The organism is Nucisporomicrobium flavum (genome assembly GCF_016464385.1).
In the GTDB taxonomy this organism is placed as follows: Bacteria; Actinomycetota; Actinomycetes; order Mycobacteriales; family Micromonosporaceae; genus Actinoplanes; species Actinoplanes flavus_A.
In genome coordinates this window covers 375,093-388,567 of record NZ_JADMLH010000002.1, presented here as the reverse complement: position 1 = coordinate 388,567, position 13,475 = coordinate 375,093, and the positions used below count along the sequence as shown (strand labels likewise).

Below are 13,475 nucleotides of genomic sequence, written 5' to 3'. Positions count from 1 at the left end.
TTTGCGTGCAACTGAGCGGCAACCATTTGCCGCTCAGCGGATCGGCGGGCAGGCCGAAGCGAAAGGTACGAGCAATGGATTGCTCGGCCCGACCGCCACGGACCGGCACCTCGATCCACTGGAAGGAACCGCTGCCGTGTTCGACGACGTCGCATCGTCCTCGCTCCGCGTCGCAGTCGCCGGCCTGTCCGCCCGGCAGAACGCCATCGCCAACAACATCGCGAACATCGAGACTCCGGGCTACCAGGCTCGTAAGGTCAAGTTCGAGGAGGCGCTGAGCAGCGCCGTCGCCAACGGCCGGTCGCCCTCGTCGGTCTCGCCGAGCGTGCAGAACTCGCTGGAGCCGACGCGCCTGAACGGCAACAACGTCAACCTGGACGAGGAGACGCTCTCGCACATCGACACCACGATGCGCTACTCGCTGGCGATCCGCGCTCTCGACGGCAAGTACAGCCTGATCCGCGACGCGATCAAGGGGGCCTGAGCTAGATGAGCACCTTCAACGCGATCGGCGTGGCGGGCAGCGGCGTGACGGTCTACCGCAAGTGGCTCGACGCCGTGTCCGACAACATCGCCAACATCGACAACGTCAGCCGGACGTCCGAGAACGCCTTCCAGGCCCGCTACGTCGTCGCCCAGGAGGCGCAGGACGGCAACGGCGCCCAGGTCGGCGGCATCGCGTACGGCAACGCCGAAGGCCGGCTGTCGTACGAGCCGGACAACCCGCTGGCCGACACCGAGGGCTACGTACGCCGCCCGGACATCGACCTCGGCGGCCAGATGGCGCAGCTGATGATGGCGCAGCGCTCGTACCAGGCCAACCTCTCCGTCGTCGACCGGGCGCGGGAGTCGTACCAGGCCGCGATCAACCTCGGGAAGGCCTGACCATGACGTCTCCCATCGGCGCGATCGGCGCGGTCACCGGGCTCAGCGGCGTGACCGGCGTGAACGCGGTCAGCGGCACGTCCGGTACCGCGGCCGCCACCGGCGTGAACACCGACTTCGCCAGCATGCTCTCCAAGGGTCTGGAGAGCGTGCAGGCGTCCCAGTCCAAGGCCGGCGATCTGGGCGTGCAGGTGGCCAACGGCACCCTGCAGGACCCGGCGCAGTACACGATGGCGGCCACCGAGGCCTCCCTCGGGCTGCAGCTGACGATGGCGATCCGGAACAAGGCCGTCGAGGCCTTCCAGGAGATCATGAGGATGCAGGCATGACCGACTGCACCGAGCGGCACTTGCCGGCAGCGAACGACGGCCTGGCAGGCGAGGGCCAGGAGGGCATGCCAGAAGGGCTCAGCCTAAGATGACGGACCGTCTCCCCGCGCCCGTACGCAAGGTCGGCGACACGTTCAAGTCCTTCACCCCCGGACAGAAGGCGGTCACGATCGCGGCGGTGCTCGCCCTCGTGATCGGCGGCTACTTCTTCGCCACCTGGGCCTCGAAGCCCTCGTACTCCGCCCTGTTCAGCAACCTGTCGAGCAAGGACGCCTCCGCGATCGTCGAGTCGCTGCAGAAGGCCGGCACGCCGTACGAGCTGGCCAACGGCGGCACGACGATCATGGTGCCGCAGGACCAGGTGTACGACCTGCGCCTGCAGATGTCCGGCGAGGGTCTCCCGGGCGACGCCGACACCGGCTATGCCCTGCTCGACAAGCAGGGGATCACCACCAGCGACTTCATGCAGCACACGAACTACCAGCGGGCGCTGCAGGGCGAGCTGGCCAACACCATCAAGAGCATCGACGGGGTCGAGGCAGCAACGGTCAACCTCGTCATCCCGCAGAAGGACGTCTTCGCCGACGACCAGGAGAAGACCACCGCCTCCGTGCTGGTGGCCTCCTCGCCGAGCAAGCCGCTGTCGGGCCAGACCGTGCAGGCGATCGTGAACCTCGTCGCCTCGTCCGTCGAGGGGCTGGACCCCACCAACGTCACCGTGGTGGGCGCGGACGGCAAGGTGCTGTCGAGCGGCAACGGCGCGCCGGTGTCCTCGGGCGGCGACAGCGGTTCCGACTCGGAGACCGTCGCCTTCCAGAACCGCCTCAACTCGTCGCTGCAGAAGATGCTCGACGCCGTCGTCGGCCCCGGCCACGCCGTGGTCACCACGACCGCGGAGCTGGACTTCGACCAGACCCAGACGACCAGCAAGACGTACTCGTCGGACCCGTCGGTCGCCGCGCTCTCCGAGCAGATCCAGCGGGAGGCGTACAACGGCAACGGTAACGGGACCGGCGGCGTGCTGGGCCCGGACAACATCCAGGTGCCCAACGGTACGAGCACCGCCGGCACCGGCCAGTACGAGAACAGCACCATCACCCGCAACAACTCGGTCAACGAGGTCACCGAGACCCGGAACCGGGCGCCGGGCAGCATCAAGCGGCTGAATGTCGCGGTCCTGCTGGACGCGACCACCGCCGGTGCCGTCAACCAGGCCGACGTGCAGACCCTCGTCAGCGCCGCGGCCGGCGTCGACCCGACCCGGGGCGACACCGTGGCGGTCAGCGCGATGGCCTTCGACACCTCGGCCGCCACCGCCGCGCAGAACGCCCTGGCCGCCTCGGCCGCCGCGGAGAAGACGGCGAAGCAGACGTCGCTCATCAAGACCGCCGCCATGGCGCTGGTCGTGCTCTTCCTGATCTTCCTGGCCTGGCGCTGGAGCCGGAAGCAGCGCAAGCGCAAGGCGCTGACCCCGGCGGAGCTGCGGCACCTCGAGGAGATGCAGTCCGCCCTGGAGGCGCAGCGCCTGGCCGAGCTGAACGCGGCGATCCCGTCGCCGGCGATCGAGGCCGCGAACATCACGCACGAGGCGCTGGAGGAGCGGCAGCGGGAGATCGAGCAGATGGTCGAGGACCAGCCGGAGGAGATGGCCGCCCTGCTGCGGGGCTGGCTCGGCGCCGGTCGCTGACCCACCGCCCGACCCCCACACCCCCTGGTTCAAGGAGGAACCGCGTTGACGACACCGGCATTGAGCACGAATACGATGACCGGCCTGCGCAAGGCCGCCATCCTGCTGGTGCGCATGGGCAAGGAGTACTCGACCCGGGTGCTCGCGAACATGAGCGAGAGCGAGGTCGAGGAGCTGTCGGCCGAGATCGCCCGGCTCGGCAAGCTCGAACCCGAGGTGGTCGTCGACGTCATCGACGAGTTCTACGCGCTGGCGACGACCAAGCACGCCGGCGCGGGCGGCATGGCGTACGCCCGTGAGCTGCTCGAGGCATCGCTGGGCTCGGAACGGGCGCAGCTGATCCTCGACCGGCTGCAGGCCTCGATGACCGACATGCCGTTCAACTTCCTCAGCCACGCCGACCCCCGGCAGCTGCTGTCGTACGTGCAGTACGAGCACCCGCAGACGATCGCGCTGGTACTGGCGCACATCCCGTCGGCGCTGGCGTCCTCGATCCTGTCCGGACTGGCGCCGGAGGTGCAGTCCGACGTGGCGCACCGCATCGCCGTCATGGACCGCACCTCCCCCGACGTGATCCGCCAGGTCGAGCTGGCCCTGCAGCGCAAGCTGTCCACCGTGCTGCAGCCCGACGAGCTGTCCACGGTCGGGGGCCTGGGACCGCTGGTCGACATCATCAACCGCGCCGACCGCACCACCGAGCGGCTCATCCTGGAGGCGCTGGAGAAGCGCAGCCCGGAGATCGCCGAGGAGATCCGTCGGCGGATGTTCATGTTCGAGGACATCGTGAACCTCGACGACCGGTCCGTGCAGCTGGTGCTGCGCCAGGTCGAGCCCGCGGACCTGGCCACCGCGCTCAAGGGCGTGGCGGAGCCGGTCCGCGACAAGGTCACCAGCAACCTGTCCGAGCGCGGCCGGGAGAACCTGCTCGAGGAGATGGACCTCATGGGCCCGGTCAAGGTGCGCATGGTCGAGGAGTCCCAGCAGAAGATCGTCTCGGTGATCCGCTCGCTCGAGGACTCCGGCCAGATCGAGATCCAGCGCGGTGGTGAGGCCGATGAGCTCATCGTCTGAGGAGGGCCCGGTACTGCGCGGCACGGTGGCCGAGTCCGCCGCCGCCGCCCGGTTCGGCGTGGACCTGCGGCGTGCCGTACCCATGGACAGCGCTCCCGTGGAACGCGCTAAGCAGGAGGCCCGTACGGCCGGCTATGCCGAGGGCTGGGCGCAGGGCCAGCGGGCCGCCGCGATGGAGGCCCAGGCGGCCGCCGAGCGGGCGCGGGCCCTGGAACAGGCGCACGACCAGCGGCGCGCCGCGGCGCTGGCGCAGGCGGTCAACGCGCTCGGCCGGGCCGTGACCAACCTGGAGACGCAGCTGATGCCGACCCTGCACGAGCTGCAGGAAGCGGTCCTGGCGCACGCGTTCGAGCTGGCCGAGGCCATCGTGGGCAGGGCGATGGACGACCCGGAGGGGCGGGCCGCGGCGGCCCTGCGCCGGGCCATGAGCGCCGCACCGGATTTCGGCGACGTCGTGGTGAGCCTGCATCCCGACGATTTCGCCAATCTGACCGGTACGGCAACCGACGCCGACTACAACTACGAGGGTCGGCCGGTGCACCTGCGCCCCGATCCCGCCCTGCGGCCCGGCGACGCCGTCGCGGAGACCGGCACCACCACGGTGGACGCGTCCATCGCCGCGGCCGTCGCCCGAGCAAAGGAAGCCCTCCGCCTGTGACCGACGTCTTCCGCAACCGGATCAACGCCGCGCTGTCGGCGGCCCAGCCGCTCACCCGGGGCAAGGTGACGGGCGCGGTGGGCCTGCGGGTCACGGTGAGCGGGCTGGAGGCACGCGTCGGCGACCTCCTGCAGATGGGCGAGGGCGACGAGGCGGTACTGGCCGAGGTCGCCGCGCTCGACGGGGAAAGGCTGTCCTGCCTGCCACTCGGCCCGATCGCGGGGCTGAGCACCGGTACGCCGGTGGTCTCCACGGGTGGCCCGCTGCGGGTGGCGGTCGGGCCCGACCTGCGCGGGCGGATCCTCGACGGGCTGGGACGGCCGATGGACGGCGGCCCGCCGCTGAAGGGCGAGATGGTCGGCATCGACGCCGCGCCACCCTCGGCGATGGAACGCCAGCTCGTGGACGCACCGATGCCACTGGGCGTACGGGTCCTGGACACGCTCGTGCCCTGCGGCCGCGGCCAGCGCATCGGCATCTTCGCCGGCTCGGGCGTCGGCAAGAGCACGTTGATGAGCATGATCACGCGCGGCACCACGGCCGAGCTGAACGTGGTGGCCCTGGTCGGCGAGCGCGGCCGCGAGGTCCGTGAGTTCATCGAGCACGACCTCGGCCCGGAGGGGCTGGCCCGCTCGGTGGTGGTGATCGCGACCTCCGACACGCCCCCGCTGGTCCGCCTGCGCGCCGGCTCGGTCGCGACCCGCATCGCCGAGTACTTCCGCGACGAGGGCGGCGACGTGCTGCTGATGATGGACAGCGTGACCCGCGCGGCGATGGCCCAGCGCGAGGTCGGCCTTTCCGTCGGCGAGCCGCCCGCCACCCGCGGCTACCCGCCGTCGGTCTTCGCGATGCTGGCCTCGCTGCTGGAACGCGCCGGCCCGGGCGCCCGGGGCAGCATCACCGGCCTCTACACCGTGCTGGTGGAGGGCGACGACCACAACGAGCCGATCGCCGACGCGGCCCGCTCCATCCTGGACGGCCACATCGTGCTGGACCGCAAGCTCGCCACGGCCGGCCACTTCCCCAGCATCCAGGCGCTCGACTCGATCTCCCGGGTGGCGAACAGGATCACCACCGCGGAGCAGCGCAGCGACGCGACGGAACTGCGCCGCCTGATGGCCGCCCACCGCGAGGTCCGCGAGCTGGTCGAGATCGGCGCGTACGTCCCGGGCACCAACCCGGAGGCCGACCGGGCCGCGGCGATCTGGCCGCAGATCACCGCGTTCCTGCGTCAGGGGCTCGACGAGAAGGTCGGCGTGGACCAGGCCTGGGCACAGCTGCGCCAGGTCATCGCGGCTTCCTGACCCGGGTGGCGTGCAGCGCGGCCAGCAGCTGGAGGCGGTCCGCGTCCGCGCTGCCCGGCTCGGCGGTGAAGACCAGCATGACCGGACCGGGGTCGCCCGGCAGCGGATACGTGTCCCAGTCCAGGACGATGTCGCCGACCTCGGGGATCCGGAACGTCTTGCTGCCGCTGACCGACTCCCGGACGTCGTGGCGGCCCCACAGCCGCCGGAACTCGGGGCTGCGGATGCTCAGCTCGCCGACGATCGCGGTGGCGCGCGGATGGGTGGGATCGGTCGCGACCGCGGCGCGCATCATGCCGATGTAGTCGAGGGCCTGCTGTTCCCAGTCCGGGCACTGCCGGTCGCCGGTGTGCGCGTCGTCGAACATCAGCAGCAGCATGTTGAGCCGCCCGGGCGGAACGCCGACCGGATCGCCGAGCAGCGCCTCGGCCATGTCGTTCCACGCCAGCACGTCGAGGTGCCGCCCCAGGACGACGGCCGGCGTACCCATCACGCGCAGCAGCCGCCGGGTGCTGTCGGGCACGCGTTCCGGATCCCGGTGGACCTCGGTGGGTGCGGGCCGGCGCGCGGCACGGGCCAGCGTGAAGAGGTGCCGGCGCTCCTCGTCGGCCAGGTCGAACGCGGCGGCGAGCGCGTCCAGGACGTCGTCGGAGGGGCGTACCTCCCGGCCCTGCTCCATCCGCTGGTAGTAGTCGGTGCTCAGGCCGGCCAGGAGGGCCAGCTCCTCGCGCCGCAGCCCGGTCACGCGCCGCCGGCCGCCCGGCTCGAGGCCGACGTCCTCCGGACGCAGCCGGCTGCGGCGGGCGCGCAGGAAATCCCCGAGCTCTCGGGCGTACGGATGGGTGCCGGTCATGCCGCCAGTGTGCCGCCCCGAGCCTGGGGGAAGGTAGGTCCCGCAGTCCTAGGCACATCGGTACGACGGGAGCACGCCGTCGCGCCCCTAGCGTCGCCACATGACCACTGACATCCCTGACCAGCGCGGCCGCATCGCCGTCGTCACCGGCGCGAACTCCGGCCTCGGACTCATCACCGCCACCGCGCTGGCCCGTGCCGGTGCCCGCGTCGTCCTCGCCGTACGCAACACCGCCGCCGGCGCGGAGGCGGCCCGGACGATCGGCGGGGAGGTGGAGGTGCGCGAGCTGGACCTGGCGTCGCTGGCGTCCGTCCGCGCCTTCGCCGCCAAGCTGCACGCCGACCACCCGGCCGTCGACCTGCTGATCAACAACGCCGGGCTGGTGCTGCTCGGCCGGCGCCGGACCACCGCGGACGGCTTCGAGCTGCACCTGGGCACGAACATGCTCGGCCACTTCGCCCTGACCGGCCTGCTGCTCGACGGTCTCGCCGCGGCTCCGGCGCCCCGGGTCGTGAACGTCAGCTCGATCACCCACAAGCGGGCCCACCTCGACTTCGACGACCTCATGTCGCAACGTACCTACAAAGCCGCCCGCGCGTACGGTGTGTCGAAGCTCGCCACCACGGTCTTCGGCCTCGAACTGGACCGCCGCCTGCGGGCCGCCGGTTCCCCGATCCTCGGCGTGCTCGCGCATCCCGGCGTCTCACGGACGAACCTGACGCCCCGCGCCTGGGAGGACAGCGGCCTGCCGGGGCGCATCCTCGCCGAGCTGGGCCTGCTGTTCACCCAGCCGGTGGAGCACGGCGCCGCCCCGCAACTGCGCGCCGCCACCGCGCCCGGGCTGCGCGGCGGCCAGTTCTTCGGGCCGGCAGGCTTCTTGGAGATGCGCGGCCGGGTCACCGAGGTCCGGCCCAGCGCCGAAGCCGCCGACCCGGCCGTCGGCAGGCGCCTGTGGTCCGCCGCCGAGGAGCTGACCGGCATCAGCTACCTCTGACCCGGCTGCCCCTGAGGCGGGCCGGGTGCAGCTCGGGTGCAGCCGCTCAGCGGGCCCGCGAACGGGCCGACCGGGACGGTGACGGCATTTTCTGGGAGGTCTCGTGAATCGCTTGTTCCGGCTCGGCCCCGTGCTGCGCGCACGCAAGGCCCAGGAGGACGCCGCCCGCGGCGCCGTCATCCAGTCCCGCCAGGAGATCCGCGACGCCCAGGCGCTGGTCAAGCGCCGGCAGCTGGACCTGGCCGGGGCGGACGCCCCCAGCGAGGGCACCGCCCGCGCCATGGTCGCCTCGATGGTGGCCCGCCAGTCGCTGGCCGCCACGCTGTCCGGCGCGCACCGGATGGTCACCGACGCCGAGGAGCGGACCCAGGAGAAGGTCGCCGACCTGGCCGACGCCGCCAAGCGGCGCCGGGCGGTGGAGATGCTCGCCGAACGGCACGCCGAGGCCGTACGCCGCCACGACCTGACCGTCGACCAGAACACGATCGACGAGATGGCGGTGACGTCGAAGGCGCGCAACGCCGCCCGGGGCGTCGACGCCATGAACGAGGAACGGGCCAGCGCGCTGCGCCAGGGCGGCGGCACGATCGCCGACCGGGTCGCCGCGGCCGCCGCCCGCGAGGACGCCGCCCGGGAGGCCGCCCTGGCCGTCGCCGCCCAGCGGCCGCCGATCGAACTCACCGACGCCCGCACCGCCATCGAGGCGGCGCGAGCCGAGCTGGGGCTTGCCGCTAAGCGCTCACCGGAACCGGCCGAACTCGAAGACGAGGGCCACGACGACCAGGGGAGCCGCGCATGATGGGTGTTGACGGTGTGCTGTCGCGCATCACCGAGCTGCAGTCGCAACTGGGGATCGCACCGGCCACAGCCAGCACCGGCACGACGTCCGGCGCGTCGTTCGCCACGGCCCTCGCCGACGCGGGCGGCAGCAGGGCCGCCTCTTCCGGCTCCGGCGTCACCGGGCAGGCCGTGGTCGACGCGGCCAAGAAGTACCTCGGCACGCCGTACGTGTTCGGCGGCACGGACCCCGGCAAGGGGCTGGACTGCTCGGCGCTGGTGCAGCGGGCGTACAAGGATCTCGGTATCGACCTGCCCCGCACCTCGCGCGAGCAGGCCCGGGCCGGCACGAAGGTGGACAGCCTCGCCCAGGCGAAGCCGGGCGACATCCTGGCCTTCGACTCACCGGTCGACCACGTCGCCATCTACCTCGGCGACAACAAGATGATCGCGGCGCCCAAGGCCGGCGACCACGTCAAGATCCAATCGGTGTACGAGACCCCGACGCACATCCGGCGCGTGCTCGGCACCGCCGACGCCCCCGCCGCAGCGGCCGTACGCCCCGCCAGCCTGCAGAACTCCTCGTCGCTGGCCGGCGTCCCGTACGCGGACATGTTCGTCCGGGCCGGCGCCAAGTACGGCGTCTCCCCCAAGCTGCTCGCCGCCGTGGCGAAGGTCGAGTCCGGGTACGACCCGAAGGCCGTGAGCAAGGCCGGCGCCCAGGGGCTGATGCAGCTCATGCCGGCCACCGCGCGCGGCCTCGGCGTGCACAACTCGTTCGACCCGCAGCAGGCGATCAACGGCGCCGCGAAGCTGCTCTCCGGCCACCTCAAGGAGTTCAAGTCCCTGCCGCTGGTGCTGGCCGCGTACAACGCGGGCGGCGGCAACGTGCACAAGTACGGCGGCATCCCGCCGTTCGCGGAGACCCAGGCGTACGTGCCGAAGGTCCAGAAGGCGCTCGCCGCTCTCGGCTGAGCTCACGGAGGGAAGCGCGCCATGACCAGCTCCGTCACGGGCCCCGACCGCAGGCCGGCGGCCGACGCCGGGCGCCGTACGCCCACCCGCCCCGGCGACGGCGCGGAGGCTTTCGGCTCCGCGCTCTCCGCCGAGCTCGACCGGTCCCCGGCGGCTGTCTCCACCGACCGCCGGCGCGACGACGCCGTCCGGAACCGGTCCGCCGACGCACGGTTCGAGAACCGCGCGGCCCAGCAGCGCGCCGCCGAGCTGGCCCACGCCCGCGCCGCCGAACGCTCGGATGCCGGCGGCCCCACGATCGCCGAGACGGCCGCGGAACACCGTCTCCAGCTGCGCGCGGCCCAGGACCGGGACGCCGAGCAGCAGCGCATGTCGCAGGCGAGGGCCGCGGCGAGGCGGACGACCGCGCAGCGCCCGGAGCCGGCCGGACCGGCCTCGCCCGCGCTGGAGGCCGAGGAGGCGGAGACGCCCGACGCTCCGGTGACGTCCGCTGCTGTCCCGACCGTGATGCCGCCGCCCACGGTCGCGCCGCCCGGCGAGGCTGCGGAGCAGCCCACAACGGTCACACCGTCCCCAGCTGCCCCCGCATCACCACAGGTCACGGCGTCCGGCGCAGCACAGGCCGCGGCCCGGACGGCGGACGCGCAGCCCTCATCGATCTCGCTCGCGTCCAGCACTGCGGCGCAGCCGGTGGTCACCCAGGCCGATGCCGCCGCACAGACCGTCGCCGTGCGGGCGAATGGGGCCGCAGCGCCGGAGGTACGGCCGGCAGCTCCGGCCCCACCGGCCCCACCGGCCGCATCAGCCACAACGACGGCCCCAGCGACCGCGCCGGGCACACCGGCACCCGTGGCTGCCCCGGACGCCGGCGGACCGGCCGCGACCGCCCCGGCCGCCGTCCCGACGACCCCCGTCCCGATGGACGCCGTCACGACGGCCTTGCCGAGGCCGGGGCCTGCCCCGGTCGCCGCGGAGCCGCAGGGCATCGTGCCGCCCACGCCCCAACCGCCGACCGCGCAGCCGGCCGCCCCGGCCGCCGCACCCGCCCCGCCGCCCGCGGACGCGACCACATCCGCAGCCGCACAGACACCCGCGCCCGCGGCACCCGCGCCCGCGGCACCCACGGCCGCGACGGTTCCGGAAGCGCAGGCCGCTCCGGCGGCAGCAAGCCCCACACCATCCGAGCCGCAGACGACCACAGAGGTCCCAGCAACCGCACCGGCCCCGGCCGACACAGCGATGGTCCCGGCCGACGCAGCGACGGCAACGCCTGACACCCCGGCGGCCGACGCCACCGCGCCCGCGGACGCACTCGGCCCCGCAGGCACGGACACCGGCGCGACCGGCCAGGACCAGCAGCCGTCCCAGGGCGACGGCCGGGGAGACCGCGGCACAGCCTCCCCGACCCCGTTCCCCGCAGCCGCCGCGAACCCGGCGACCGCAGCCCCCGGGACCGACCTACCGGCCGGGCTGCCCGGGGCCGCACCGGTCGGACCGGCCGCACCCGCCGCACCGGTCGCCGCGCCCGCCGCCGCGCCGACCCCGGCCGCACCGCCGCTGCCCGGCCCGGTGGCGATGCAGCTGGCCGCCCGGATCAGCCCGCTGCGCCTGGACGCCGACGGCGTGCACCGGCTCACCGTGAACCTGCACCCGGCCGACCTCGGGCCGGTGCAGATCGTCGCGGAGATCCGCAACGGCGAGATCAACGTACAGCTGGCCAGCTCGACCGACGCCGGCCACGAGTCGCTGCGGGACGCGATGGACGACCTGCGCCGCGAGCTGCAGCAGTCCGGCTTCGGCAACACGTCGCTGGATCTGCGGCAGGGCTCCGGGCAGCAGGACCAGGCGCGGCAGCAGTTCGCGTTCATGAACGGCGGAGGCGGTGACGGGCGGCACGGGCGTACCGGAGATCGTGCTCCGGACCGGGCTCCGACACCCGCCGGAACCGCCGCACCGGCCCCATCCGGCAGCACCGGCACCAGCCGTCTCGACGTCCAGGCTTAGGCTCCGACACCGGCGAAAATAGGGGCTAAGCGAATCGGCGCGCCCGCCGAACCTGAGTGCGAGGGCCAACCACCCAACTCAGGAGGACCCGGCGCATGACTTCCCCGATCAACGGATTCGTCAGCAACCAGTACGACGACAAGACCGCCCGGTCCACGTCGACGTACTCCAACAAGACGACGGTCGACGCGGGCAGCAAGTCGGTCGCCGACCAGGACACGTTCCTGAAGCTCCTGGTGGCCCAGCTGAAGTACCAGGACCCGTCGAACCCGGCCGACTCCACGCAGTTCCTCGCGCAGACGGCCCAGTTCACCCAGGTCGAGAAGCTCGGCCAGATCGCCGAGATGATGCAGGCCCAGCAGTTGATCGGCGCGAGCGCGCTGGTCGGCCGCACGGTCACGTACCAGGACGCCAACGGCGTCACCCAGACGGGCGTCGTCACCAAGACGAAGCTCAACGGAGACAGCGAACCGACGCTCGTGGTCGGTAACACGGATGTGCAGCTGTCCAAGGTCACGGAAGTCCAGCAGACGCCGGCCACCACCGGCCCCACCACCTCCGCTCCTGCGACCACGAAGGACAACTGACCTATGCTGCGTTCCCTCTTCTCCGGCATCAGCGGCCTGCGCGCGCACCAGCAGATGATGGATGTGACCGGCAACAACATCGCCAACGTCAACACCACCGGCTACAAGTCCAGCCAGACCGTCTTCCAGGACACCCTGTCGCAGATGGTCAACGCGGCGGGCGCCCCGCAGAACGGCCAGGGTGGCACCAACCCGGCGCAGGTCGGCCTCGGTGTGCGGACGGCGAGCGTCAACGCCAACTTCAGCCAGGGCGCCGCGCAGACCACCGGCAAGTCCGGCGACATGATGATCCAGGGTGACGGCTTCTTCGTCGTCAAAAGCGGCGGCGAGTCGGTCTACACCCGCGCCGGTTCGTTCACCTTCGACGCCAACGGCTCGCTGACCACGCCGAACGGGCAGATCGTGCAGGGCTGGTCCGCGGACACGGCCGGCACCGTCAACACGGCCGGCGCGCCGGGCAACATCAAGCTGCCCATCGGCATCAGCCTGGCGCCCGAGGCGACCAAGAACATCACCTTCACCGGCAACCTGTCCTACGAGGCCAAGCCCAACGACCCCACCGATCCCACCTCGATGAAGGTGATCCCGGTGCCGACGATCGACGCCAACGGCGCCTCCAGCACGATGAACGTCCGGCTCGCGAAGACCGGCACCAACGAGTGGACCATGACGCTGCCCGACGGCACGGCCGACCCGGCCGACCCGTACTCGGGCGGCTCCACCCGGGCCATCACGTTCGTCAACGGCAAGCCGGTGGACACCGACGGCGTGACGCCGCTGGTGACCGTCGCCCTCGGCACCGCGCCGAGCGACTACACCTTCGACGTGCACGACCTCACCCACTACAGCGGCAACACCGAGGCCCGGGTGAGCGCGTCGGACGGTTCCGCGGCGGGCATCCTGAGCTCGTACACGGTCTCGAACACCGGCCAGATCGTGGGTGTGTTCTCCAACGGCATGAAGCAGACGCTCGGTCAGCTCGCCCTGGCGAACTTCAACAACGTCAACGGTCTGGAGAAGATCGGCGACTCGATGTTCCGCAGCACCGTGAACTCGGGCCTCGCCCAGATCGGTTCCGCGGGCTCGGCCGGGCTCGGCCTGATCACCAACGGCGCGCTGGAGATGTCGAACGTCGACCTGGCGCAGGAGTTCACCAACCTGGTGATCGCCCAGCGTGGCTTCCAGGCGAACAGCCGGATCATCACCACCAGCGACGAGATCCTCCAGGAGCTCGTCAACCTGAAGCGCTAGTAACCGGTACGCCGGCGTGAAGCCGGGACGGGTCACCTGACCCGCCCCGGCTTCTGCTTTTCCGGGTACGCCCGCACCCGGAATGCGACCGGAGCGCGCT

Annotated in this window: 14 protein-coding genes; 13 read left to right on the top strand and 1 reads right to left on the bottom strand. The window is 72.1% G+C overall.

The window, feature by feature from the left end:
• Positions 1-136: 136 nt before the first annotated feature.
• The 7 genes from IT780_RS06010 (at position 137) to IT780_RS05980 (ending at position 5,934) form a co-directional block, all read left to right on the top strand.
• The gene (locus IT780_RS06010) at positions 137-484 is read left to right on the top strand and encodes a flagellar basal body rod protein FlgB (RefSeq protein WP_199510389.1); all 348 of its coding nucleotides are present in this window, start codon (positions 137-139) and stop codon (positions 482-484) included.
• A 5-nt stretch (positions 485-489) separates the two neighbouring features.
• Positions 490-885, top strand: coding sequence for a flagellar basal body rod protein FlgC (locus IT780_RS06005; protein WP_199510388.1), 396 nt, complete (start codon positions 490-492; stop codon positions 883-885).
• Between the two features lie 2 nt (positions 886-887).
• Positions 888-1,214, top strand: coding sequence for a flagellar hook-basal body complex protein FliE (gene fliE / locus IT780_RS06000; protein ID WP_199510387.1), 327 nt, complete (start codon positions 888-890; stop codon positions 1,212-1,214).
• An 88-nt stretch (positions 1,215-1,302) separates the two neighbouring features.
• Entirely contained in the window at positions 1,303-2,901 is a 1,599-nt protein-coding gene (gene fliF, locus IT780_RS05995; protein ID WP_199510386.1) for a flagellar basal-body MS-ring/collar protein FliF, read from the top strand.
• A gap of 75 nt (positions 2,902-2,976) precedes the next feature.
• Complete coding sequence (fliG, locus tag IT780_RS05990) at positions 2,977-3,972, top strand: flagellar motor switch protein FliG (protein WP_233412263.1); 996 nt, start codon at positions 2,977-2,979, stop codon at positions 3,970-3,972.
• Entirely contained in the window at positions 3,956-4,630 is a 675-nt protein-coding gene (locus IT780_RS05985; RefSeq protein ID WP_199510384.1) for a FliH/SctL family protein, read from the top strand. Before fliG ends, IT780_RS05985 begins: the two co-directional genes overlap by 17 nt.
• On the top strand, positions 4,627-5,934 hold the full coding sequence (locus IT780_RS05980; protein ID WP_199510383.1) for a FliI/YscN family ATPase: 1,308 nt from the start codon (positions 4,627-4,629) through the stop codon (positions 5,932-5,934). Before IT780_RS05985 ends, IT780_RS05980 begins: the two co-directional genes overlap by 4 nt.
• Here the strand turns inward: IT780_RS05980 and IT780_RS05975 are convergent.
• Positions 5,918-6,787, bottom strand: coding sequence for a helix-turn-helix transcriptional regulator (locus tag IT780_RS05975; RefSeq protein ID WP_199510382.1), 870 nt, complete (start codon positions 6,785-6,787; stop codon positions 5,918-5,920). The two genes, IT780_RS05980 and IT780_RS05975, sit on opposite strands and share 17 nt — an antisense overlap.
• 100 nt (positions 6,788-6,887) lie before the next feature.
• Between IT780_RS05975 and IT780_RS05970 the strand changes: the two genes are divergently transcribed.
• The 6 genes from IT780_RS05970 to IT780_RS05945 all read left to right on the top strand — a co-directional run bounded on the left by IT780_RS05970 (position 6,888) and on the right by IT780_RS05945 (position 13,375).
• On the top strand, positions 6,888-7,781 hold the full coding sequence (locus tag IT780_RS05970) for an oxidoreductase (RefSeq protein WP_199510381.1): 894 nt from the start codon (positions 6,888-6,890) through the stop codon (positions 7,779-7,781).
• A gap of 103 nt (positions 7,782-7,884) precedes the next feature.
• The gene (locus IT780_RS41610; RefSeq protein ID WP_233412262.1) at positions 7,885-8,580 is read left to right on the top strand and encodes a flagellar export protein FliJ; all 696 of its coding nucleotides are present in this window, start codon (positions 7,885-7,887) and stop codon (positions 8,578-8,580) included.
• Positions 8,577-9,533: a transglycosylase SLT domain-containing protein gene (locus IT780_RS05960; protein ID WP_199510380.1), complete on the top strand. Its 957-nt coding sequence runs from the start codon at positions 8,577-8,579 to the stop codon at positions 9,531-9,533. The genes IT780_RS41610 and IT780_RS05960 overlap by 4 nt, the downstream gene beginning before the upstream one ends.
• A 21-nt stretch (positions 9,534-9,554) precedes the next feature.
• A complete protein-coding gene (locus IT780_RS05955; protein ID WP_199510379.1) occupies positions 9,555-11,537 on the top strand; it encodes a flagellar hook-length control protein FliK in 1,983 nt (660 codons plus the stop codon).
• Positions 11,538-11,632: 95 nt separating this feature from the next.
• Complete coding sequence (locus IT780_RS05950) at positions 11,633-12,124, top strand: flagellar hook assembly protein FlgD (RefSeq protein ID WP_199510378.1); 492 nt, start codon at positions 11,633-11,635, stop codon at positions 12,122-12,124.
• A gap of 3 nt (positions 12,125-12,127) precedes the next feature.
• On the top strand, positions 12,128-13,375 hold the full coding sequence (locus IT780_RS05945) for a flagellar hook protein FlgE (protein ID WP_199510377.1): 1,248 nt from the start codon (positions 12,128-12,130) through the stop codon (positions 13,373-13,375).
• The last annotated feature ends 100 nt before the right edge of the window (positions 13,376-13,475 follow it).

Bases quoted from the DNA above. Each gene is read 5' to 3' on its own strand.
- IT780_RS05970 (WP_199510381.1), top strand. From the start codon at position 6,888: ATGACCACTGACATCCCTGACCAGCGCGGCCGCATCGCCGTCGTCACC.
- IT780_RS05975 (WP_199510382.1), bottom strand. From the start codon at position 6,787: ATGACCGGCACCCATCCGTACGCCCGAGAGCTCGGGGATTTCCTGCGC.
- IT780_RS05960 (WP_199510380.1), top strand. From the start codon at position 8,577: ATGATGGGTGTTGACGGTGTGCTGTCGCGCATCACCGAGCTGCAGTCG.
- IT780_RS05985 (WP_199510384.1), top strand. From the start codon at position 3,956: ATGAGCTCATCGTCTGAGGAGGGCCCGGTACTGCGCGGCACGGTGGCC.
- IT780_RS06005 (WP_199510388.1), top strand. From the start codon at position 490: ATGAGCACCTTCAACGCGATCGGCGTGGCGGGCAGCGGCGTGACGGTC.
- fliG (WP_233412263.1), top strand. From the start codon at position 2,977: ATGACCGGCCTGCGCAAGGCCGCCATCCTGCTGGTGCGCATGGGCAAG.
- IT780_RS05945 (WP_199510377.1), top strand. From the start codon at position 12,128: ATGCTGCGTTCCCTCTTCTCCGGCATCAGCGGCCTGCGCGCGCACCAG.
- IT780_RS05955 (WP_199510379.1), top strand. From the start codon at position 9,555: ATGACCAGCTCCGTCACGGGCCCCGACCGCAGGCCGGCGGCCGACGCC.
- IT780_RS05950 (WP_199510378.1), top strand. From the start codon at position 11,633: ATGACTTCCCCGATCAACGGATTCGTCAGCAACCAGTACGACGACAAG.
- fliF (WP_199510386.1), top strand. From the start codon at position 1,303: ATGACGGACCGTCTCCCCGCGCCCGTACGCAAGGTCGGCGACACGTTC.
- fliE (WP_199510387.1), top strand. From the start codon at position 888: ATGACGTCTCCCATCGGCGCGATCGGCGCGGTCACCGGGCTCAGCGGC.